The organism is Streptomyces albiflavescens (genome assembly GCF_014645835.1).
Classification (GTDB): Bacteria; Actinomycetota; Actinomycetes; order Streptomycetales; family Streptomycetaceae; genus Streptomyces; species Streptomyces albiflavescens.
In genome coordinates this window covers 23,706-46,348 of sequence record NZ_BMMM01000014.1, presented here as the reverse complement: position 1 = coordinate 46,348, position 22,643 = coordinate 23,706, and the positions used below count along the sequence as shown (strand labels likewise).

Genomic DNA, 22,643 nt, shown 5'->3' with positions numbered 1-22,643 from the left:
TGGCGGCCGGCGCGGGCTTCGGCTGCCGGCAGGGGCTTTCGGGTGCGACACGCGGGAGCGGATCCGGGCCGAATGACGCGGGCAGACGCGAGATCCGGCCGTTCGTGGCTCAAGACCGTCGTTTCACCTCAGGCAGCAGAACAATGCAACCTGCTCAACCGCCCCACGCGTACAGAATGAGCCGTCGCACGTTCAGGGCGGGATCAGGCCGGGGCGTGTGGCACCGGCAGAACCACAGGGGAGAAGAACAGATGGTCTCAGGAATGGTCGGCACCGGTACGGCGCTCGGCGCGGTTCTGGTGTCCCTCCTGGCGGTTCCCGCACAGGCCGCCGAGCCCGCTGCGGACGGCGCCAACGCCATGTTCCGCGCGGCGACTTCGCCGACGACGGCCCAGGATCTCGCGGCGCCGGATGTGACGGGGCTGGCCGACGTCCTGAAGACGGCGATCAGCCAGGGCGCACCGGGAGCCATGGCGCGGATCGACGACGACGGCACGGCCTACACGGTGGCCAGGGGGATCGCCGACAGGGGCACCGGGCGCGCCATGAACGCGAGCGACCGCTTCCGGATCGGGAGCGCGACCAAGAGCTTCTCCGCCGTCGTCCTGCTGCAACTGGTCGACGAGGGCAAGCTGGACCTCGACACGTCGGTCAACACGTATCTCCCCGGACTGCTGCCCGACGACCGAATCACGGTGCGGCACGTGCTGAGCCACCGCAGCGGCCTGTACGACTACACGAACGACATGTTCGCCGACACGGTCCCCGGCTTCGAAGCGGTGCGCACCAAGGTCTTCAGCTACCAGGATCTCGTGAACCTGTCTCTGCAGCAGCCTCTCACCAACGCGCCGGGCGCCGCCTACTCGTACTCCAACACCAACTTCGTCGTCGCGGGCATGCTCATCGAGAAGCTCACCGGGCATCCCGTCGCCACCGAGTACCAGAACCGCATCATCAACCCGCTGGAGCTGAGCGACACCCTCTACGTACACCCCGACACGGCGATCCCGGGGACGCACATCAACGGCTACCTGCCGCCCGACAAGGGCGGCGCTCTGGTGGACTCCACCGAGCAGACGGCCTCCTGGGCGCAGAGCGCCGGCGCGATGATCTCCAGCACCCATGACCTGAACGTCTTCTTCTCGGCACTGATGGGCGGAAAGCTGACGTCCGCCGCCCAACTGGCGCAGATGCAGCAGTGGACCACGGTCAACAGCACCCAGGGTTACGGTCTCGGCCTGCGCCGCCGTGACCTGTCGTGCGGGGTGTCCGTCTACGGGCACACGGGCACCGTGCAGGGCTACTACACGTACGCGTTCGCCTCGAAGGACGGCAAGCGCAGCATCAGCGCGCTCGCCAACACCTCCAACAACGCCAATGTGCTGAACACCATGGCCCGCACTCTGGAATCCGCGTTCTGCGGCAAGTCCGCGACCACGGCCGCCGCACGCAGCGCGGCGCCCCAGCAGCGGCACGAGGACATCGCACCGGCCGTCACCCTCAACTGACCTGCCGGGCCGCGTCCGGCCCCTCATGCTTCGGCCGCCGGTGCGGCGGCCGGCCGGGCCGGGCGCAGCTTCGGGCCGGGGTGGATCGTCGACTGTCGTCCGCGGCTGTACGAACAGCCCCGCCACAGCGCCAACATCTCCCACCCCGATTCCACCCACATAGGCATCGGCCCCGCAGCCGCAGCCGCCGCCTCTTTTCCGCCAATTCACCGATTCGAATTCACCGATTCTGATGCATCCCCGGGCGATGCAACCCACGCGGCCTTCCAGTGCGTAGAGATGGTGCCGACGCCCGCATCCGCGGCGCGGTCCGTGCCGGAGTCACTCCGGCGGAAGGAACTCGGGAGAAAAATCAGATGGTCTCAGCAACGGTGGGCACGGGTACGGCGCTCGGCGCGGTTCTGGTGTCCCTCCTGGCAGCCCCCGCGCAGGCCGCGACACCCGCGGCCGGCGGCGGCGCCGACACCGAACGGGTCGCGGCGGCGGGGGCTTTGGCGGCGCCCGACGACGCCGGGCTGCGCAAGGTGCTGCGTACGGCGCTGACGCAGGGAGCCCCCGGCGCGATGGCGCGGATCGACGACAACGGCACCGTGCACCGGCTGACCGAGGGGGTCGCCGACCGGGCCACCGGACGGGCCATCAGCACCAACGACCGGTTCCGCGTCGGCAGCGTCACCAAGACCTTCTCCGCCGTGGTGCTGCTCCAACTGGTCGACGAGGGCAAGCTGAAACTGGACCGCTCGGTCAACAGCTATCTGCCCGGGCTGCTGCCCGACAACGGAATCACCGTGCGCCATGTGCTGAGCCACCGCAGCGGCCTGTACGACTACACCAACGACATGTTCGCCCAGTCGGTCCCCGGCTTCGAGTCCGTCCGCAACAAGGTGTTCAGTTACCGGGACCTGGTGAAGCTGTCATTGAAGAAACCGCGCACGAATGCCCCGGGCGCGGCCTATGCGTACTCGAACACCAATTTCGTGGTCGCGGGCATGCTCATCGAGAAGCTCACAGGCCACTCCGTGGCCACGGAATACCAGAACCGCATCTTCCAGCCCCTCAACCTCTCCGAAACCTTCTACGTCCACCCCAGCACCACCATCCCGGGCCGCCACGCCAACGGCTACCTCACCCCCGACGCGGCCGGTGCCGCCCTGGTGGACGCGACCAAGCAGACCGTCTCCTGGGCACAGAGCGCGGGCGCGATCATCTCCACCACGCACGACCTGGACACCTTCTACTCCGCCCTGATGCGAGGGAAGCTGATGTCCGCCGCCCAGCTGACCCAGATGCGCAAGTGGACGACGGTCAACAGCACCACGGGCTACGGCCTCGGGCTGCGCCGCCGTGACCTGTCGTGCGGAGTCTCGGTGTACGGGCACACGGGCACCGTGCAGGGCTACTACACGTACGCCTTCACCTCGAAGGACGGCAAGCGCAGCCTCACCGCGCTGGCGAACACCTCCAACAACACCGCTGTCCTGAACACCATGTACAACACCCTGGAATCCGCGTTCTGCGGCAAGCCGGCGGCCAAGGCCGTCAAGGCCGCCCCGCGCGGCGCCGCGCCCGTGGAGCGGAACGAGGACATCGCACCCGGTGTCGCCCGCGACTGACCGTTCGCGTCGCGTCTCACCCCTGACGGTTCGGCCGCCGGTGCGGCGGCTGGTCGGGGGCGGGGCGCACCCGCGGGGCCGGGATGGGAAGGCCCCGCGGCTTGTCGCCGTCGACGGTGACGGGTTCGCGGTAGTGGTGGATCTCCAGGGGCTCTCCGGTCACCAGCGTGTACGTGGCGACGCCCGGCTCGATCTCCACCCGCAGACGGCGGCCCAGGAGCTCAAGGCAGAAGGCGAGACGACTGAACCGCTCCGGCAGCCGGGGCGCGAACTCCAGGGTGTCGCCGTGGTGGCGCATGCCGCCGAACCCGGCGACCAGGGCCATCCAGGTTCCGGCGAGCGAGGCGATGTGCAGGCCGTCGCGGGTGTTGTGCTCCAGGTCCTCCAGGTCCATCAGCGCGGCCTCCACCAAATAGTCGTAGGCGAGGCCCGGATGCCCTGCCTCGACCGCGATCACGGCCTGGCAGCAGGCGGACAGGGAGGAGTCCCGGACGGTGAGGGGCTCGTAGTAGGCGAAGTTGCGGGCCTTGTGCTCCTCGTCGAAGAAGGGGCTGCACTTGTACATCGCGAGCACCAGGTCGGCCTGCTTGACGACCTGTTTGCGGTAGATGTCGAAATACGGGAAATGCAGCATCAGCGGGTACTGGTCGTGACGGGTCGCGGCGAAGTCCCAGCGTTGGTAGCGGGTGAACCCGGCGTGCTGTTCATGGACACGGAGTTCGTCGTTGTAAGGGATGTGCATGGCGTCGGCGGCGTCGCGCCAGGCGGCGCTCTCCTCGGCGTCGACGCCCAGTTCCGCGGCTCGCCGAGGGTGGCGCTCGACGACGTCCGCGGCGGCCAGGAGGTTCGACCGGGCCATGAGGTTGGTGTACGTGTTGTCGTCGGCGACGGCGCTGTATTCATCGGGTCCTGTCACCCCGTCGATGTGGAACTTTCCCTGGTGGTCGTGGTGGCCGAGGGAGCGCCACAGGCGTGCCGTCTCGATCAGCAGCTCCACCCCGGTGTCACGCTCGAACCGTGCGTCGCCGGTGACAGCGGTGTACCGGACCACGGCGTCGGCGATGTCGGCGTTCACATGGAAGGCTGCAGTGCCGGCGGGCCAGTACGCCGAGCCCTCCGAACCTTCGATGGTCCGCCAGGGGAACGCGGCGCCGCGCAGACCGAGTTGGGCCGCCCGCTCGCGTGCGGCGGGCAGAGTGTTCTGCCGCCAGCGCAGTGCCTCCGCCACGGCGCCGGGTGAGGTGTAGGTGAGCAGCGGCAGCACGAAGGTCTCGGTGTCCCAGAAGGCGTGGCCGTCGTATCCGGAGCCGGTGAGCCCCTTCGCCGGTATCGCGCGTTGTTCGGCGCGCGCGCCGGCCTGCAGGACGTGGAAGAGGGCGAAGCGGACGGCCTGCTGGATCTCCTCGTCGCCCTCGACCTCCACGTCGGCACGCGCCCAGAAATCGTCCAGATAGGCCCTCTGTTCGTCGACCAGCCCCTGCCAGCCGCCGTGTTCGGCCGCCGCGAGCGCCGCGTCGACCTGATCGCGTACGGCCGGCAATGACCGGGTGCTCGACCAGCCGTACGAGACGACTTTCTCCAAGCACAGCCTCTGGCCGGGTGCCAGGACGGAGGTGACGGTGAGCCGGGCGACGTCGTCGCCGCTCTCGCTGCTCGTGGTGGTCGGCTCGGGCCCGTCGACGACGTGGTCCGCGGCCGCGGCGACCCGTAGCCCGCTGCGCCGGGTGCGGTGCACGAGCCGCAGCCGCCGGCCCGCCGCGAAGTGCTCCTCCGCCTCCAGCGGCGCCTGCAGGGCGATCGCGGCCCGCGGGTCGCCGCCCCGGCCGGGCAACTGCTCGTTGGCCACGAGCTCCGACTGGACGACCACGCGGACCCGGGCGTCGACGGCCTCCACCTCGTACGCCACCGCTGCGATCGCCCGCTGGGTGAACGACACCAGCCGGGTGGAGCGCACCCGGACCGTGGAGCCGGCCGGTGACGTCCACTCGCAGGTTCGGGTGAGCAGCCCGGTGCGCAGGTCGAGTACGCGTGCGTGGGAGCGCAGCCGTCCGTAGCGCAGATCGAACGGCTCGTCGTCGACCAGCAGACGGATGATCTTGCCATTGGTGACGTTGATGACCGTCTGGCCGGACTCCGGGTAGCCGTATCCCGCCTCGGCGTAGGGCAGCGCGTGGACCTCGTGGACGCCGTTCAGATAAGAGCCCGGAAGACCGTGGGGTTCGCCCTCGTCGAGGTTTCCGCGCCAGCCGACATGTCCGTTGGAAAGGGCGAACACGGACTCGCTCTGCGGCAGGAGGTCGAGATGGAGCTCGCTCTCCCGCAGGGTCCAGGGCTCGACGCCGTACGACGTGTGGGTGATCATGCCCGCTCCCCCAGTTCCGCCAGATCCCGTACGACGATGTCCGCACCGTGCGCGCGCAGGGCGGCGCCCTGTCCGACCCGGTCGACTCCGACGACGTACCCGAAGTGGCCCGAGCGCCCCGCGTCCATGCCGGCCAGCGCGTCCTCGAAGACGGCGCACTCCGAGGCGTCGACTCCGAGGTCCCGCGCAGCGGCCAGGAAGGTGTCCGGTTGCGGCTTGCCGGGAAGCCGTCGCTCGGCGGCGACGACACCGTCGATCCGTACGTCGAAGAGGGACTCCGCGCCGACCGAGCGCAGGATGTCGCGGCAGTTGGTGCTGGAGGAGACGACCGCGGTCCGCAGCCCGCTCGCGCGCACCGCTTCGACGTAACGCAGCGTACTGTCGTACGCCTCGACGCCCTCGCTGCGGATCAGCTCCAGCAGCAGGTCGTTCTTGCGGTTGCCAAGACCCTGGACGGTCGGGCGGTCCGGTGGGTCGTCGGGCGTCCCCTCGGGCAGCTCCACGTCGCGGGAGGCGAGGAAGGTGCGGACGCCGTCGGCGCGGGGGCGTCCGTCCACGTACTCGTCGTAGTCGGCGGCGTCGTCGAAGGGACGGAATCCGTCACCGTCGCGCTGCCGCAGAAAGTCGTCGAACGTCCGCTTCCAGGCGGCCGCGTGGACGACGGCGGTCTTGGTGATGACGCCGTCGAGGTCGAAGAGGCAGGCCAGGATTTCTTTCGGAAGACCGAGCTCTGTCATACGAGGAGTGTGCCCCGGGGACCCCCGGTCAGAGGGTGGTGAACGACACACCGCATCGCGGCGGATCAGTCGTGCGGGTACGAATGGTGCTCGTGGGCGACTCTCCAACGCCCTTGTTCCTTGCGCAGTCCGAGCGTGAGCCGCAGGCGAAGGTCGGGCTGTTCGGCGAACTCCTTCGCGGTTCCGCAGCGCAGCAGGGCGTGCGCGTACGCCACGTCCTCGCCCGCAGTGACGTCGAGGGACTCGATCTCGAACGACGCGCCCTGCGCCTGCCACTCGAAGAACGGCGGCCAGGCCTCGCGGTACGCGTCGATGCCGCGAACCCCTTCGTAGGGCGGCGGCACGTCGTACATCACGATGTCGTCCGTGTGGTCCACCAGCACGCCGTCGAGGTCGCGCTGGTGTACGGCGGCGGCCCAGCGCTCGATCAGCGTACGGATCTGCTCCTGGTCATCGTTGTTCATGGTCAATGCATGCCCCGTCCCGTCCGGGACTTCTCAAGCGCTGCTCGACACGGATACTGAGGCCATGGAATTCGCCGTCTTCATGACCCTGCCCGGCCTGGTCATCCTGCTGACGCTGCTGGCCTTCGCGGATCAGCTGCTGCTCCGGGCGGGGCGGGCGGGCCTGCTGCCCTGGCGGAACAGTGTGCGGCAGGGCCAGATATCCGCGACCGGGTTCGAGCAACTGCACGCGAGTCTGTCGCCGGGCAAGCAGAACGAGCTCAAGGAGCGGCAGTCGGCCCTGGTGATGCGGGACGACGAGGAGGACGGGGCGCCGCCGCACGGGACGACGGTCGATCTGGCCGGCGGCACCGCGGTCGTGCGGATGCCTCGGGCCGGTCGGTAGGAGCGGCGCCGATGGATGCGGAACAGGACATCGGGGAGACCGGTACGCGCATGACCTTCGACGATCTCCTGGAGCGCGCGTCATCGCTCGTGCGTCCCGGGCGGCGCGCCCTCCTCGGTATTGCCGGCAGTCCTGGCGCGGGCAAGACGACGCTCGCCGAGCGTCTGGTCCGGCGGCTGAACGGTGCCGGGCCGGCCTGGGTCGCGCAGGTGCCGATGGACGGGTTCCATCTCGCGGACGTCGAGTTGGACCGCCTGGGCCGCCGCGACCGCAAGGGCGCTCCCGACACGTTCGACGCGGTGGGGTACGCGGCGCTGCTGCGCCGGCTGCGCGAGGACGAGGACGATCTCGTCTACGCGCCCGGCTTCGAGCGGACCCTGGAACAACCGATCGCGGGTGCCGTCCCCGTGCCCCGCACCGCCCGTCTCGTCGTCACCGAGGGCAACTACCTGCTCCTTGGGGATGCCGCCTGGGCTCGGGCGCGGGCACAGCTGGACGAGGTCTGGTTCTGCGAGCTCGACGAGGGCGAACGCGTACGGCGTCTGGTCGCCCGCCACGAGGAGTTCGGCAAGGACCACGACACGGCGGTGGCGTGGGTGCTCGGCACCGACCAGCGCAACGCCGACCTGGTCGCCGCGACACGGGAGCGCGCCGACCTGGTCGTCGATGCGGCGGTCAGCGAGGGTGGAGCTCCAGTTCGGGTTCCCCTCGCGGATCGCCGGCCGGATCGCCGATCCGTGCGGTGAACGTCTCGGTGCGGATGGTCAGTTCCCCCGAGCTCCGCTCGAAAGCAGGGGTGAAGGAGCCGCCGGGGCCATAACGCACGGCGAAGACGTGCAGGTCCTCCGGAGCGCCGGGAGCCGGGGCCGCTTCGAGGGCCGTGGAGGCCACGAGGTGCCGCCAGCCGTCGTCCGGGTTGCCGTAGCCGCGCGGGTCGGCCGCCAGGGCGAAGGCCGCCAGCTCCTGGGTCGTCTCCGAGCGGGCGTCGAAGTGGTCCACGCCCTTGTCGCGTGGGTGCGTCAGCCGCAGGGCACCGGCGGAGGTCACGTCGGACTGGGCGGTTCTGCGCACCCGGTCGCCGTCGTCCATGGCGTACGGCAGCCCGGCGAGCAGGTAGGGAGTTCCGTCGAGCCGTTCCACGGCGACCGTCACCCACAGGCTCGTGCCGTCCGTGACATACAGGGACCGGACGTGACGCAGGACGTGGTCGCGGCCGACGACCGGCTTGGTGACCAGCTTGGCCGTCAGCGCGTCGGTACGGAGGTCGCGCACGCGCACCTCGCCCATGGGGCGGCACAGCAGGAAGCCGTCGGTGACCGGGCCGAAGCCGTGCTGGCGGTTGACCACGGCGGCCAGATGGTAGGTGCCCGCAGCCTCGATCAGGGACGGCGTCATCCGGTCGTCGAAGGCCACCGAGACCGTGCCTGCGCGGAGTTGATGGCGTACGGGGTCCTTGGAGGGTGCGCGGTGCCAGGGCGTGGTGTCCTGGATCTGCCAGACCAGCATGAAGGCGAAGTGGCCGTCGATGCCGCCGTCCCGTTGGACCGCGTGTCGACCCCAGCGGGTGTCTCCCCGGTAGCGGCCGAGGTCGGCGCCGACGCGGTGGCCGAAGTAGCGCAGACCGAGCACGGACTCGAAGCCGGAGTGCTGTTCGCTGTAGCGGGGGCCGCCGTTGTCGTAGCCGCCGACGGTCAGGCGCGCGTCGATGTAGCGGGCGAGGGCGTCACCGTCCTCGGCGAAGATCTCCTCGCCGCTGATCCGGTGGGCCTGGGCGAGGAAGGAGAGGGAGATCGGGCCGTAGTTGTTGTCGTACGCGCCGCCGTGCTCCGGGGGCAGGAGCGCGCCCCGGTCGCCCACCCGACGGGCACGGATCTCGTCGACGTACAGGCTCATCGCCCGTGCGCGGACCGACTCCGCTACGGGAGAGGGCAGATGCCGGACGAGCATGAGGCCGCCGACGATGCATCCGATCGCCTGGTTGCCCGCCTCCTGCGGGTTGAAGAAGGTCACCTCGGTCAGCCAGCGCCAGTAGCCGTGCGCCAACACGACGAGTTCATGGCGCAGTTCGTCATCGACGATGCCCTCCGCCGTGTCGAGGACGTTGACCGCCTGGAGCAGTGCCCACACGGTGCTCGGCCAGTCGCCGATGGGGTGCGCGCCCGCTTCCAGTACGTAACGGGCGTACGGCTCACCGGAGTTACGGCGACGGAGGTTGGGGTAGCCGGGGTTGTCCTCGGTGAAGACCCGCTCGCGCAGATGGAACCTCAGGCTGCGGAGCACGGCCTCCGGCAGGCGAGAGCCCTGGGTGCGCTGCCAGGCGAGTGCCAGCAGCGCGGTGATGCCGAGTGAGGTGTCGCCGATGTCGTCGAGGGCGGCGGGGTGTTCGAGATTGCCTTCGGGGGTGAGGCGGGCCAGCGCCTCCTCGGCGACGGCGGTGAGGACGGCGTCGTATGCGGCCGGATCGTCCGGGAGGTCGTGCAACGGGCCGCGCTGGTGGGGAAGAAGCACCGGATGTCAGCCCTTCATGCCGGAGGTCGCCAGGCCCTCTACCAGTCTCTTCTGGAAGATGAGGAAGCAGATGAGCGTGGGCAGGAGAGCGAGTGTCGACATGGCGAACATCGCGCCGTACGACGAGCCGCTGGTCTTGTCCAGGAACAGGGTGAGGCCGAGCGGCACGGTGAAGCGGGCGTTCTGCTGGAGGTAGACGAGTTGGCTGAAGAAGTCGTCGTAGGTCCAGATGAAGGTGAAGATCGTGGTGGTGACCAGCGCCGGGCGCATGAGCGGCAGGATGATCTTCAGGTAGATCTGCAGCGGGTTGGCGCCGTCCATCATGGCGGCCTGGTCGAGTTCGCGCGGGATGGAGCGGATGAACTGAACCATCAGGAAGATGAAGAAGGCGTCCACCGCGAGGAACTTCGGCACGATCAGCGGCAGGAAGGTGTTGATCCAGTTGAGGTTGTAGAACAGCGTGTACTGCGGGATCAGCGTGGCCTGCATGGGCAGCATCAGCGTGCCGAGCATCAGGCCGAACCAGATCTTCTTGCCGCGGAACTCGAAGCGCGCGAAGGCGTAGGCGGCGAGCGAGCAGGAGATCACGTTTCCGATCACCGCGCCGATCGTGACGATCAGCGAGTTGGTGATGTAGAGCGAGAAGGAGTTGCCCGAACCCTTCCAGCCTTCGGAGTAGTTCTGCGGGTGCAGCTTGTCCGGGATCAGCCCGGGGTGGGTGAAGATCTCGGTGTCGGGCTTGAGCGAACTGCTCAGCATCCACAGCAGCGGATACAGCATGACCAGCGCCACTCCGACGAGCAGCGTGTGGACCAGGATGCGGCGGGGGCCCTTGAGGGCGCGCAGCCGCTTCAGGGGCGATGCGGCCGCGGTGATGGCGGACATGGGGTAGGTACTCTCCTCACCGACGCTCAGTCGTCGTAGTGGACCCAGTAGCGGCCGGCGATGAAGTTGACCGCCGTGAAGCCGGCGATGACGAGGAACAGCACCCAGGCCAGCGCCGAGGCGTACCCCATCTGCAGGTCGGTGAAGCCCTTCTTGTACAGGTAGAGCGAGTACAGCATGGTCGAATTGAGCGGTCCGCCGGTGCCGTTGCTGATCACATAGGCGGGAGTGAAGCTCTTGAACGCGTCGATGATCTGCAGGACCACGTTGAAGAAGACGATCGGAGTGAGCAGTGGAAGCGTGATCCTGGAGAACCGGGTCATGGCTCCCGCGCCGTCGATCGCCGCCGCCTCGTAGACGTCCTTGGGCAGTTGCTTCAGTCCGGCGAGGAAGATGACCATCGGGGTGCCGAACTGCCAGACGGCCAGCAGGACCAGGGTGTAGATCGAGGTGTCGGGGCTGGAGATCCAGTCCTGACCCTTGATGCCGAACCAGCCGAGGAAGTCGTTGAACAGGCCGTCGCCGCCGAAGATCTGCCGCCACATGATGGCGATGGCCACCGCGCCGCCGAGCAGCGACGGCAGGTAGAAGGCGGCACGGTAGATGCCGATGCCGCGCAGCGGACGGTTCAGCAGCATCGCCACGGCGAGCGCGAGGGCCAGCTTCAGCGGTACCGAGACCACCACGTAGACGAGCGTGGCGTGCACCGAGTCCCAGAAGTTGGGGTCGTCGGTGAACATCCGCCGATAGTTGTCCGCGCCGACCCACTTGGCGGGAGACAGCAGGTCGAAGTCGGTGAACGACAGATAGAGCGAGTCGAGCATCGGATAGATCGTCAGGCCGAACAGGCCGACGAACCAGGGGGCCAGGAAGAGATACGGCCACCAGCCTCCGCCGCGCCGTCGGGCGGCGCGGCGGCGCAGACGTTCACGCTCGCGCTGGTCGGACGGGGTCCGGGGAGCCGTCGACTCCTTGACGACCTCGTCGGTTTCGGTGGTGGTCATGCTCATCTCCCTGGCCCTCTCCCCGTCCTTCCGTGTACTGCGCCGGCCGCGGCCTTCGCCGCGGCCGCCACCGCGGCCTCTACTGCGACAGGATCGACTGCGCCTGGTCGAAGAACTGGCCGAGCTGCGCTTTGATCGTCTTCTTGCCGAAGGCGATGGCAAGGTTCGACTGGAACAGCAGGTCCCAGATCTGGTCGGCGCCCTTGGGCGGGGCGGCGGGGGCGGGCAGCGCGTCGGTCGCCTTGCCGACCCGCTTGGAGATGTAGTCGGCCACGTCCATGGACTTCTTGTCGGTGTCCGACAGGTCCGGGGAGACGATGGAGCGGGCCTTCTCGGTGGGCGGGATACCGCGCAGCAGTTGCATGTCCTTGATCGCCGTCTTGTCCTGGGCGAAGAAGCTCATGATCTTCACCGAGTCGGCGATGTGCTTGCTCGCCTTGGTGGCGCTGAGGAGGACGCCGCCATTGACGAAGTTGCCCTCCCGGGCGCCCGACCACTGGCCCTGCGGGGTGGGCAGGAAGTCCAGGGTCGCGTCCGTGATCGCGCCGCCGGCGCCGTAGACGCCGGAGTCGAAGGTGAGCAGCGTCTTGCCGATCACGACGCCGTTCTTGGTGAGGTCGTTGTGGGCGGCCGAGGTGATGGCGGCACCCGGGGACGCCTTGTCCTTGCGCATCTCGGCCCAGTACTCCCACCACTCCTGGAGGGTGTCCGAGGTGAAGCCGAGCTTGGTGCCGTCGGTGGAGAAGAAGGGCTGGCCCTTCTCGCGGGCGAAGACCTCGAACGCCTGGAGGGTGCCGCCACCGCCGTCGTCGACGCCGAACATCTTGCCGCCGCTGGCCTTGTTGACCTTGACGGCGAACGCCTTGAGGTCGGCCCACGTCCACTCGCGGTCCGGCTCGTCCAGGCCGAGCTTCTTGATGCCGGAGATGTTGGCGGTCAGGACGTTGACGCCGATGCCGGAGGGCACGCCGTACAGCTTGCCGTCGACCGTGCCGGCCGCGAGCAGTGTCTTGGAGAAGCCGGTCAGGTCCAGCGACTTGCCGACGTACTCGTCGAGCGGGGCGATGACTCCCTTGCGGGCGTACTGGGCGACCAGCGCGGTGTCCATCTGGAGCAGATCGGGGGCGCTGCCGCCGGCGACCTGGGTGTTGAACTTGTCGAAGTAGCCGTCGTAGCCGGAGTAGCGCTCCTCGATCTTGATCTTCGAGTTGCTCTTCTGGAAGGTGCCGAGCGCCTTCTTGTAGGCGTTGTGCCGGTCGTCGCTGCCCCACCACGTCATGGTCAGCTTGTCGCTGGTGGTGCCTGCGCCGGTGCCCCCGGCGCAGGCGCTCAGCGAGCCGCCGATCGCGGCCGCGGCGGCCATGCCGCTCGCCGTGCGGAACAGGGTCCTGCGCGAGATCTGGTGACCCACCGGGTCCTCCTTGATATGCGTGACGGATTCCCCGGCCGGTCGATGCGGCACGGGTCTGTTCTGTCGCGGAGTGCGCCTTCGGCGGCACGGCCTCGCCCGGCCGCACCGCGCTCAGGGGTGGGGCTCCCGGCCACCGTGGGCCCACCGCACGAGCACGCCCTCGTGCGGCCGCCGTACCTCGCGTACAGACGGGACGCTCACCCCGAGTCGGCGTCCCGGCCGACTTAGAAAGCGCTTGTCCGGACATTGGCAGACCGAGCCGGAGGCCGTCAATCCTTCACCCACGAGCCACCGGTCACGGTTTGGATTCCCCGGGCGACCGCGAGCCGGGCGGCGCCCACGACGGTGCCGGCGTCCCCGACAGTGCTGCTGACCACCTCGGTGGGCCAGCTCAGCCGCGCCAGTTCGGCCCGCACACCCGGCAGGAGCTGCGGGTCCGCACCGGTGCCGCCGCCCAGCACAATGAGCCCCGGGTCCAGCACGGCGGCCACGGCGGCGGCGAGCCGGCCCACGTCGGCGGCATGACCGCCGACCACGGCGCGGGCCGTGGCCCGGCCCTCCGCGGAGAGGGCGAAGAGCCGCTCGGCGGTGCCGGGGAACGGGCCGTCGGCGTCCCGCCAGGCCTCGGCGGCCCGGCGCAGCAGGGAGCGCGAGCCGATGCGTTCCTCCAGCGCCTCGCGGCGCGGCTCGCGACCCTCGTCCCACGGGTAGGGCAGTCGGGCCACCTCTCCCGCGGCGCCGTTCGCCCCGCGCAGCACCTGGCCGCCGATCACGATGCCGAGGCCGATGCCCACACCGATACGCAGATAGCCGAAGGTCTGACGGCCGCGGGCGGCACCCTCGTGCAGCTCCGCGAGCGCGGCGCAGTTGACGTTGTTCTCGAGGTGGACGGGAACACCCGCAGGCAGCGCGACGGCCATGGCATCGAAGACGGGCCCGGCCTTGGCGGTCGCGGGGCGCATACCCGTGCCGTCCTGGTCCTGTGCGGTGACGTCGCCGACGGCGACGACGATGGCGCGCAGCGGGCCGTCGGCGGGCAATCCGGCGAGTGCCGTGCGTACGGCGTCGGCGGCGTGCGCCCGGGAGCTGGTGGCCTCGGCGAGCAGAGTGCCGTCCAGGGCGCAGCCGCGCACCTGGGTGCGGGTGGGGCCGAGGTCGACGGCGAGTACGGCCCCGGCGGCCGGCCCGAGTGCGTAGATGGCGGCGGAACGTCCGGTGCCGCCCGAGACGGTACCGGAGCGGGCGGCGAGCTCGGCCGCCTCGAGCTCGGCCATCGCGGCGGAGACGGTCGGCTTGGAAAGGCCCGCACCAGCCGCCAGCCGGGGACGGGTGGCGGTGCCCACCGCAGCCAGTACGGCGAAGACCGCGCCCGCGCTCTCACTCAGCCGCCCCATGCCGTCCCCCAGGTCGTATGCCACAGCTCTCCCACACATCGTCGGACCGCGCCCACACCTCTTGACGCACCCTACTTCGTTAGTTAATTTCCTAACGAACTCCACGGTACTCGCCTGCCGTGGCCCGTCAGAGGCCCGTCCCGGGGCTTCCCGAATGCTTCAACTCCGGTTTGTCCAGACACGGTTCGCCCTCCGTTCGCATGTCGGTCCAGCGACGAAAGAGGTTCCGTGCAGGACTCCACGCCCTTCGTGGTCGGTATCGACGCGGGCGGCACCAAAACCCATCTCCGTGCCCGCGCGGGACAGCGTTCCGTCGCGGATCACGTCCGTCCGAGCAGCGGTTGGCGGCCGCACGATCCGGCCGTCGCCGCCGCCTGGCTGACCGCACTGGTCGGTGAAGCGCTGCCACCCGGCGCACGCCCGGCCGCCGTCGCGGTGGGCGGCCACGCCTGCGAGACGCCCCGCCAGTGCGAGGAGATCCGCGTCGCGCTGCGGGAGCTGCTCGATGTGCCCGCGCTCGTCGTGGGTGACGCCGAACTCCTGATCCCCGCCGCGGGGCTGGACAAGGGCGTCGGCCTGGTCGCCGGCACCGGTTCGGTGGCGGTGGGCCGGCTCGCCGACGGCAGCCCCGTCCAGGTCGGTGGCTGGGGTGCGGTGCTCGGCGACGAGGGCGGCTCGGCCGGCCTCGTCCGCGAGGCGGCGCGGGCCGCGTGGGCCGCGCACGATCTCGGTGAGGACCCGGACGCGCTGGCTTGGGGGCTCATCACCGCGTTCGAGGTGAGCGAAGTGCCCGCACTCGGCGCGGCATTGGAGAGCGCCACCGATGTCTCCGCCGAGTGGGGGCGGCACGCACGAGTCGTGTTCGCGGCCGCCGAGGCGGGCTCGGCGCTCGCCCGTCGGGTGATCGCCGAGGGCGGTCGATCGCTCGCCGCGCTCGTCGTGCGCCTCGCCGAACGCGGGGTCGTGTGCGACGACGTCGTGGTCGCGGGCAGCACCGTCCTCGCCCAACCCGCCCTGTACGACGCCTTCGTGGCCTCGCTGGCCGAAGCGGTTCCGGGCGCGCGGCCGAGGCCCTTGCGGGTGCCACCCGTCGAGGGGGCGGTGGCGCTGGCTCGTTCACTCGTATGACATGTCGCGGACGTCGAGCCCTGTCCGGCCCGACATGACACGACCGTAGATCTTCGCTGGTACGACACAGCCTCACCACGGGACACCTGCGACTGACACGTCTCACGTGCCCCATGACGTCCGGTCCATCGAACGACTTCCCACTGGCCGCACGGCCGGAGAACTCAAGAGAGGCACACCCATGCCGTCACCAGCCGGGCACCGCGCCACCTCGTCGGCCGGTCAACTCACCGTCAGCAGGCGAGGGTTCCTCAGAACCTCGCTCGGCGCCTCGGCCGGTCTGCTGGCCGCCCCGACCGTCGTCACCTGGCTCGCCGCCGCGGACGCGAAGGCCGCCACGGGTCCCGCCCCGTTCGTCGACGACTACACGACCAACGTCCTGACCAACCTGACGCCCGAGACCAATGCGGTGGTCCGGATCCTCGGCGGCATGGCCAAGGTGTGGAAGACCGGCGGCGCCTGGTACACCGGTACACCGCTGCTGCCCGAGGTGCTGCGCGCCAACATGCGCTACTGCGCCCGGATCACCGCCGCCCGCACCGACACGCAGGCGAAGGAAGCGTTCATCTACGACCGCCAGCACCAGAGTTACGCGGTGATCGCGGGCCTGGGCCCACTGGCCGACCTGTACAAGTCGGGTGCCCAGGCGGTCACGTCGATCACCAGCGCGCCGGAGGGCACCCCTTCTGGGAAGATCAACGACGCGGTGCCCGCCGACGCTCCGGCCGGTTCCGCGCTCGGCGCGGGCTCGCGCACCTCCGCGCTCGGCAAGGTGGCCGAGCTGGTCGACACGGTGCGCGGCCAGTTCGCCTCGGGCAACCCGGCCAAGTACGCCTACCAGTACCCGCGTCCCTGGCGCATGAACGAGGACAGCGAGATCGTCGACACGGGCAAGGTCGACGCGCTCGGCTTCCCGGTCTACGACTCCGACGTGATCGTCGCCCCTCAACTGCTGTGGCAGCGCGGCACGACGCCGACCGACGACGGCGGGTTCCCCAGCGGACACACCAACGCCTTCCACCTGGCGGCCCTGGCGTACGCGTACGCCGTGCCGGAGCGCTTCCAGGAGCTGGTGGCCCGTGCCTTCGAGCTCAGCCACACCCGCATCATGGCGGGCATGCACTCCCCCGTCGACGTCATGGGCGGCCGGATCATGGCCACCGCCCTGGCCGCCGCCACGCTGGCCGACCCGCAGTACGCGAACCTCAAGGCCGCGGCGCGCGCCCAGGCCGCCGTGTACTTCCAGCAGCAGACCGGTACGACCGCGGACACGCTGTACGCCTACGCGCACGCGGCCGGCGTCGACACCGACCCGTACGCCGACCGGGCCGCCAACGCCTGCGCGATCAAGCCGCGTCTGACGTATGTGCTGACCCGGCACGGCCGCTCCGAGGACATGAGCGTGCCCAAGGGGGCAGAGGTCCTGCTGGAGACACGCCTCCCCTACCTCGACGCGGCGCAGCGCCGCGAGGTGCTCCGCACCACCGCGCTCCCCTCCGGGTACGTGCTGCTCGACGGCTTCGAGCAGTGGGGGCGCCTCGACCTCTTCGCCGCCGCCGACGGGTACGGCGCGTTCGACTCCGACGTGACCGTCACCCTGAACGCGGCCGACGGAGGCTTCGGCGCGGCCGACACGTGGCGCAACGACATCTCCGGCCGCGGCGGCCTGGTCAAGCGCGGCAGCGGCTCGCTGGCCCTGACGGGAGCCAACTGCCACACGGGCGGCACGCTTGTGGAGGAAGGCGTGCTGACCGCCGGTTCCTCGGGCGCTCTCGGACACGGTGACGTCCGGGTGGACGGCGGCACGCTGCGGGTGGCTCCGGCGACGACCGCCCGTGTGCGCGGCGCCTGCGCGCAGGCGTCCGGCGCGACCTTGGAGGTGACGCTGCGCGAGGGCCGCACCCCCGCGCTGACGGTGGACCGGCGGGTGCTGTTGGGCCGGGAAACCATGCTCTCGCTGCGTCTGGACAGCGAACGTCCGCCGGCTGCGGGCACCACGATCCCGGTGATCCGGACGTCGGCGCTGCGCGGCCGGTTCGGACGGATCGACGTGTCGGCGGACGGGTACCGGGCGGTGCCGGTGTACACCGCCGAGGGGTTGTCCGTACGTCTGACCAGCCACTGATCCTCGTACCCGAGCGTGCGAGGGGCCGACGGCCACCGCCGTCGGCCCCTTCGCATCTCCTGCGACAGGTAGGTGTCCGATTCCCGCCGGACGGAGTGCCGGACAAGCGGCAAAATTGCTGGTGGCGCGATCACGGCACCGCTTGAAGCACTCTGGAGAGGACCCTTCCGATGACGGTCTGCACGACCATCGACAGCCCCCTGGGCGAGCTGCTGCTCGTGGGCGAGGAGTCGGCCACCGCGAGGGGCGGCACGGCGCTGGCCTCGCTGTCCCTGCCCGGCCAGAAGCACGGGGCCGTCGTCCAGGACGACTGGGTCGAGGACGCGGACGCGTTCGCCGAGATCGCCGCCCAGCTGCGCTCCTACTTCGACGGCACGCTGACCCACTTCGACATCGAGTACGTCACGCGCGGCAGCGACTTCCAGCAGCGGGTGTGGAAGGCCCTGGAGACGATCCCGTACGGGACGACGGCCAGCTACGGCGAGATCGCCGCGCGGATCGGCGCGTCGCGGGCCGCGGTGCGTGCCGTGGGTACGGCGATCGGCGCGAACCCGTTGCTGGTCGTCCGCCCCTGCCACCGGGTGATCGGCGCGAGCGGAGCGCTCACCGGATATGCCGCCGGCCTGGAGCGCAAGCGGCAGCTTCTGGATCTGGAGAACACGGGTTCTTGAGGGTACGGCTTGTGAACACAAGGGTGATCTTCCGATGGGCCTCACCCAGGTCATGCTCTCGATGACTTTTTGAGTGACGTCGGCCCACGGCGTCACACTCCGGCCCCCTGCGGCCCTCTTGGTCGGGGATGCCCACACGCGCAGGAGGCCCGTATGAAGGCGAAAGTCCAGGCCGCGATCGAGCTGTCCGCCGGGACGATCGAGTACGAGGACACCGGCGGCGACGGTCCCGTGCTGGTGCTGCTGCACGGTCTGATGATGGATGCCTCGCTGTGGGACGGACCGGTCGCCGATCTGTCCGCCGACCACCGATGCGTGGTGCCGACGCTCCCTCTGGGTGCGCACCGCCTGGCGATGCATGCCGACGCCGATCTTTCGCTGCCCGGGGTGGCCCGGCTGGTCGCCGAGTTCCTCGACCGTCTCGATCTGCGGGATGTCGTCCTCGTCGGCAACGACACCGGTGGGGCGCTCGTGCAGCTGCTGATGTGCGACGGCGGGGACCGGGTGGGAGGGGCCGTCCTCGTGTCGTGCGACGCGTTCGACAACTTCCCGCCCGGGCTGACGGGAAGGGCGCTCGTTGTCTCCGGCAAGCTCCCGCCCCGGCTGTTCGGGCTGTTCATGCAGCAGATGCGGCTGAGGATGCTCCGACGGCTCCCGATCGCCTTCGGGTGGCTGACCCGACGAGGGGACGCGGCGACCGCGCGCTGGATCGTTCCCGTGCTGCGGCAGCCCGAGATCCGCCGCGACGCCGTACGCGTGCTGCGAGCCGTGGGATCCGACCCCGGTCTCCTGCTGGTCACGGCCGAACGGCTGCCCGGCTTCGAACGGCCCGCTCTCGTCGTCTGGGCCGGCGAAGACCGCGTGATGCCTCCCGAGCACGGCCGACGCCTTGCCGCACTCCTTCCCCACGGCCGGTTGGCCGAGGTCGCGGACAGCTACACCCTCATCCCCCTGGACCAGCCGAATGAGCTCGCCCGGCTGATCCGGGAGTTCACCCGCGCACCGCTCAGGGACTGACCGTCACGCCCGCGACATCCGGCCACTGTCTCTTTCATGTCGCGTCATAGCGATCCGATTCACCGCGTCGTACGGGATTCGAGGGCGGCGCGGGTGTCGTTGCCGTAGACGCCGGTCTCGTCTCCCCGGATGCCGTACCAGAGCTGGAAGCGGGCCACTGCGGCGGTGAGCGTGGTGTCGTAGGTGCCGCTGGTGGTGCCGTTGTTGTACACGTCCGGGACATGGAGGAGCCGTTCCTGGAGTTCCGTCACTTCGGGGCCGGTGTCTCCCTCCCGGAGGGTGCCCGCGCCGTCCGGGTCGGCGGACCGGGACGGGTTCTGCGCGGCGGGCATGGTCGAGGGCTGCGCCCCGGTCCGGGGTGCGTCGTCCTGGTCACCGCTCGGCAGCAGGAGCGCGAGGGCGAAGCCGACCAGTGCCGCCGCGGTCACGGCGACGGCGATCGCGGAACGCCGCAGGCCGGCACCGCGCCCGGATCCGCGCCCGCCCCCGTACCGCCCGCCGGGTGCGGGGGACCGACCTCTCGCGCCCCCTGCATGGTCCTCCCCCGCCAGGACCGGCGGCAGCTCCTGAGTCTCGTATTCCTCGGCCCCGTATGCCTCCGGTGGCGGCAGCAGCCTTGTCGCCGTCGACGGGAGGGCCACCGACTCGTACCCCTCGTCCGAGTCGGCTCCCCCGTCCTCCTCGCGCACCTGCCTCAACAGCTCCGCAAGCGCCTCCGAGCGGCGACGGCGCTGGACATGGGTGGGTTCGAGCGCCGGGCGCCTCTCCGGCTGCCCGGGCTCGGGCGGTATCGACACACTGGTCTCCTTCCGTGCGCGCGGTCTCCCGCCATCCCCGTGGACTGATACGGGGGTGTGAGCCCGGCGGTTCAGCGGAGCGCCACACCTCCACAAACGATCGATATGATCAATTCGGTAAGAGTTATTGAGCGTTTGAACGTCGGCGTGCTAGAAACCGCCGTCATGACGACTCGTTGGTCACGCCGTGGCTTCCTGGCCGCAAGCAGCGGCACCGCGCTGGCGCTCGGGGTGCACACCACCGCCGACGCCACTCCCCTCACCTCCACCGACATCACCGAGACCTCCGAGGCCGCGGACGAGTTCGCGACCCTGCGCGCGAAGTGGCGCACGCTGATCCTGGGCGAGGGATTCAGTCCCACCGCCGAGCCCTTCACGTCCCGGCTCACCGAACTGGGCACAACCGCAGACCAGTTGCGGTCCACGATGGCGCCGACGTCCGGCTCACTGTGGCCGGACCTGGTGTACGCCGACCCGGAACCCGACACCGACCAGGAGTCGTACGGCTATTCGGGCAATCTGAACACCAGCTACACAAGGCTCGGCACGCTCGCCCAGGCCTACTCCCAGCAAGGCACCGGGTTGACCGGCGACACCGGTCTCCGGGACACCATCCTGACCGGCCTCGATCACCTCTACTCCGAGGTCTACAACGAGAACCTGGCCCGCTACGGCAACTGGTACAGCTGGCAGATCGGCGCACCGCAGGCCCTGCTGGACGTCTGCGTCCTCATGTACGACCAACTGTCGGCCATGCAGATCGCCGACTATCTCGCGGCGGTCGACCACTTCGTGCCGGACTCTGCGGTCTCCAGCTACAGCGGGACGAGCACGGGCGCCAACAGGGTCGACCTCTGCCGGGTGTTGGCGCTGCGCGGGGCCGTCGGTGCGAGCGCCGCGAAGATCGTCCTCGCCCGCGACGCGCTCACCCCCGTCTTCCCGTACGTCAGCAGCGGAGACGGGCTGTACACCGACGGCTCGTTCATCCAGCACACCACCGTCCCCTACACGGGTTCGTACGGCTCGGTGATGCTGGGCGGGCTCGGGATGCTCTTCGCGCTGCTCGCCGGGTCCACATGGGCGGTCACCGATTCCAACCGGCAGATCGTCTTCGACGCGGTGGAGAACGCCTGGGCGCCGTTCCTCTACAACGGTCTCGTCATGGACGGCGTGTCCGGGCGGGCCATCAGCCGGGGCCTGTCCGCGTCCGACGCCAAACAGATCCAGCAGGACGACCATCTTCGCGGTCATCCGATCCTCGCCTCGATCGTGCTGCTCGGGCAGGGCGCGAGCAGCGCTGAGAACGCCCGCTGGCGCGGCCTGGTGAAAGGCTGGATGCAGCGCGACTACTACAGCCCACCGATGAGCAACCCCTCACTCGGGCTCACAAGTCTGGCCCGGCTCAAGGGAGTTCAGGACGACACCACGGCCTCCGCGATCGCCGAGCCGACCGGGCACCGGCTGTTCACCCAGATGTCCCGGGCCACCCATCGCCGCCCCGGCTGGGCCGCGTCGATCAGCATGTCCGACCGGCGCATCACGTACTACGAGACGGGCAACGGCGAGAACCTGCACGGCTGGCACACCGGTTCCGGGATGCTCTACTGGTGGGGCGACACGTTCTGCAACGGCCAGTACAGCGACGCCTTCTGGCCCACCGTCGACCCGTACCGGCTGCCCGGGATCACCGCCTCCCGCAAGGTGCTCGCGGACGCGGCGGGCGGTGACTGGGGCGCCTCCCTGCCGGACGTCAACTGGGTCGGAGGTGCCACCGACGGACAGCGGGCCGCGATCGGCCAGTACCTCAAGGGCCTGCAGAGCACGCTGCTGGCGAAGAAGTCGTGGTTCTGTCTGGACGACTCGATCGTGTGTCTGGGCGCGGGGATCACGTGCACGGACGGTACGACCGTGGAGTCGACGGTCGAGAACCGCAACCTCGGGCCCACCGGTACCACCACCTTCACCGTGGACGGCACGGCGAAGCCCACCACGTACCCCTGGTCCGAGACGCTCACCGGCACGGAGTGGGCGCACATCGGCGGCCACGGCGGCTACGTCTTCCCCGGCGGCGCGACGGTGACGGCGCTGCGCGCGGCGCGTGACGGCAAGTGGAGCGACATCAACAAGGGGGGCGCCACCACCGTCCTGAACCGCAAATACCTGACGATGTACGTCGATCACGGCACCGACCCGACGAACGCCACGTACGCCTATCTGCTCATGCCGGGCGCGACCGTCGCCCAGACGCAGACCCGCGCCGCCGCGACGAGCTGGCTGACGATCCTCGCCAACACGGACAGCCAGCAGGGCGTCAGCGTGCCTTCGCTGGGTTTCACCGGGGTCAACTTCTGGTTCGGCGGCACGGTCGGCGATCTCACGGCGAGCAGTCCGTGCTGCGTGATGATCACCGAGAAGAGCGACGACACCGCCGTCGTCTGCGTCAGCGATCCGATGCGCATGCAGACGAGCCTGACGCTCACCTGGAACAAGGCGGTCTCCTCGGTGATCTCGAAGCCGTCCACCGTCACCTCGGCGACCACCGGTTCCTCCCTGCAACTCACCTTCGGCAACCTCAGCACCACCGCGGGTGTCACCCAGAAGATCACCGTCAAGCTCGGCTGAACCAAGGGCCGA

General features: G+C 69.8%; 18 protein-coding genes. 9 read left to right on the top strand and 9 right to left on the bottom strand.

Features of this window, described 5'->3' with window-relative positions; genetic code table 11:
- The first annotated feature begins 251 nt into the window (after nucleotides 1-251).
- Both IEY95_RS32600 and IEY95_RS32595 read left to right on the top strand, forming a co-directional pair.
- Nucleotides 252-1,508: a serine hydrolase domain-containing protein gene (locus IEY95_RS32600; RefSeq protein ID WP_189189776.1), complete on the top strand. Its 1,257-nt coding sequence runs from the start codon at nucleotides 252-254 to the stop codon at nucleotides 1,506-1,508.
- 356 nt (nucleotides 1,509-1,864) lie between these two features.
- Nucleotides 1,865-3,121: a serine hydrolase domain-containing protein gene (locus IEY95_RS32595; protein WP_189189775.1), complete on the top strand. Its 1,257-nt coding sequence runs from the start codon at nucleotides 1,865-1,867 to the stop codon at nucleotides 3,119-3,121.
- Nucleotides 3,122-3,137: 16 nt separating this feature from the next.
- On the opposite strand, the gene IEY95_RS32590 is transcribed toward IEY95_RS32595, so the two are convergent.
- The 3 genes from IEY95_RS32590 to IEY95_RS32580 all read right to left on the bottom strand — a co-directional run bounded on the left by IEY95_RS32590 (nucleotide 3,138) and on the right by IEY95_RS32580 (nucleotide 6,684).
- On the bottom strand, nucleotides 3,138-5,483 hold the full coding sequence (locus IEY95_RS32590) for a glycoside hydrolase family 65 protein (protein ID WP_189189774.1): 2,346 nt from the start codon (nucleotides 5,481-5,483) through the stop codon (nucleotides 3,138-3,140).
- Nucleotides 5,480-6,220 carry an HAD family hydrolase gene (locus IEY95_RS32585; protein ID WP_189189773.1) on the bottom strand — a complete coding sequence of 247 codons (741 nt, stop codon included), beginning with the start codon at nucleotides 6,218-6,220 and terminating at the stop codon, nucleotides 5,480-5,482. Before IEY95_RS32585 ends, IEY95_RS32590 begins: the two co-directional genes overlap by 4 nt.
- Nucleotides 6,221-6,285: 65 nt before the next feature.
- Nucleotides 6,286-6,684 carry a YybH family protein gene (locus tag IEY95_RS32580; protein ID WP_189189772.1) on the bottom strand — a complete coding sequence of 133 codons (399 nt, stop codon included), beginning with the start codon at nucleotides 6,682-6,684 and terminating at the stop codon, nucleotides 6,286-6,288.
- Between the two features lie 64 nt (nucleotides 6,685-6,748).
- Here IEY95_RS32580 and IEY95_RS32575 point away from each other — a divergent pair, with 64 nt between their 5' ends.
- Together IEY95_RS32575 and IEY95_RS32570 are read left to right on the top strand one after the other, a co-directional pair.
- Entirely contained in the window at nucleotides 6,749-7,069 is a 321-nt protein-coding gene (locus IEY95_RS32575; RefSeq protein ID WP_189189771.1) for a DUF6191 domain-containing protein, read from the top strand.
- Nucleotides 7,070-7,119: 50 nt separating this feature from the next.
- Nucleotides 7,120-7,815: a nucleoside/nucleotide kinase family protein gene (locus tag IEY95_RS32570; RefSeq protein ID WP_189189946.1), complete on the top strand. Its 696-nt coding sequence runs from the start codon at nucleotides 7,120-7,122 to the stop codon at nucleotides 7,813-7,815.
- On the opposite strand, the gene IEY95_RS32565 is transcribed toward IEY95_RS32570, so the two are convergent.
- From IEY95_RS32565 to IEY95_RS32545, 5 genes are all read right to left on the bottom strand, one after another.
- Nucleotides 7,745-9,577 carry a hypothetical protein gene (locus tag IEY95_RS32565; RefSeq protein WP_189189770.1) on the bottom strand — a complete coding sequence of 611 codons (1,833 nt, stop codon included), beginning with the start codon at nucleotides 9,575-9,577 and terminating at the stop codon, nucleotides 7,745-7,747. The two genes, IEY95_RS32570 and IEY95_RS32565, sit on opposite strands and share 71 nt — an antisense overlap.
- Nucleotides 9,578-9,583: 6 nt before the next feature.
- Nucleotides 9,584-10,462: a carbohydrate ABC transporter permease gene (locus tag IEY95_RS32560; RefSeq protein ID WP_189189769.1), complete on the bottom strand. Its 879-nt coding sequence runs from the start codon at nucleotides 10,460-10,462 to the stop codon at nucleotides 9,584-9,586.
- Nucleotides 10,463-10,488: 26 nt separating this feature from the next.
- A complete protein-coding gene (locus IEY95_RS32555) occupies nucleotides 10,489-11,466 on the bottom strand; it encodes a carbohydrate ABC transporter permease (RefSeq protein ID WP_189189768.1) in 978 nt (325 codons plus the stop codon).
- A 79-nt stretch (nucleotides 11,467-11,545) separates the two neighbouring features.
- The gene (locus IEY95_RS32550) at nucleotides 11,546-12,877 is read right to left on the bottom strand and encodes an ABC transporter substrate-binding protein (protein ID WP_189189767.1); all 1,332 of its coding nucleotides are present in this window, start codon (nucleotides 12,875-12,877) and stop codon (nucleotides 11,546-11,548) included.
- A 269-nt stretch (nucleotides 12,878-13,146) separates the two neighbouring features.
- Nucleotides 13,147-14,271, bottom strand: a complete 1,125-nt coding sequence (locus IEY95_RS32545; protein WP_189189945.1) for an ROK family protein — start codon at nucleotides 14,269-14,271, stop codon at nucleotides 13,147-13,149.
- A 228-nt stretch (nucleotides 14,272-14,499) separates the two neighbouring features.
- On the opposite strand from IEY95_RS32545, the gene IEY95_RS32540 reads away from it, so the two are divergent.
- The 4 genes from IEY95_RS32540 to IEY95_RS32525 all read left to right on the top strand — a co-directional run bounded on the left by IEY95_RS32540 (nucleotide 14,500) and on the right by IEY95_RS32525 (nucleotide 19,212).
- Nucleotides 14,500-15,399 carry an N-acetylglucosamine kinase gene (locus IEY95_RS32540; RefSeq protein WP_189189766.1) on the top strand — a complete coding sequence of 300 codons (900 nt, stop codon included), beginning with the start codon at nucleotides 14,500-14,502 and terminating at the stop codon, nucleotides 15,397-15,399.
- Between the two features lie 181 nt (nucleotides 15,400-15,580).
- A complete protein-coding gene (locus IEY95_RS32535; protein ID WP_189189765.1) occupies nucleotides 15,581-17,524 on the top strand; it encodes a phosphatase PAP2 family protein in 1,944 nt (647 codons plus the stop codon).
- Nucleotides 17,525-17,694: 170 nt separating this feature from the next.
- On the top strand, nucleotides 17,695-18,195 hold the full coding sequence (locus IEY95_RS32530) for a methylated-DNA--[protein]-cysteine S-methyltransferase (RefSeq protein WP_189189764.1): 501 nt from the start codon (nucleotides 17,695-17,697) through the stop codon (nucleotides 18,193-18,195).
- A 153-nt stretch (nucleotides 18,196-18,348) separates the two neighbouring features.
- Nucleotides 18,349-19,212: an alpha/beta fold hydrolase gene (locus IEY95_RS32525; protein ID WP_189189763.1), complete on the top strand. Its 864-nt coding sequence runs from the start codon at nucleotides 18,349-18,351 to the stop codon at nucleotides 19,210-19,212.
- Between the two features lie 59 nt (nucleotides 19,213-19,271).
- Here the strand turns inward: IEY95_RS32525 and IEY95_RS32520 are convergent, their stop codons facing one another.
- Complete coding sequence (locus IEY95_RS32520; RefSeq protein ID WP_189189762.1) at nucleotides 19,272-20,009, bottom strand: peptidoglycan-binding domain-containing protein; 738 nt, start codon at nucleotides 20,007-20,009, stop codon at nucleotides 19,272-19,274.
- A gap of 165 nt (nucleotides 20,010-20,174) precedes the next feature.
- Between IEY95_RS32520 and IEY95_RS32515 the strand changes: the two genes are divergently transcribed.
- Complete coding sequence (locus tag IEY95_RS32515) at nucleotides 20,175-22,631, top strand: polysaccharide lyase 8 family protein (protein ID WP_189189761.1); 2,457 nt, start codon at nucleotides 20,175-20,177, stop codon at nucleotides 22,629-22,631.
- Nucleotides 22,632-22,643 lie beyond the last annotated feature (12 nt).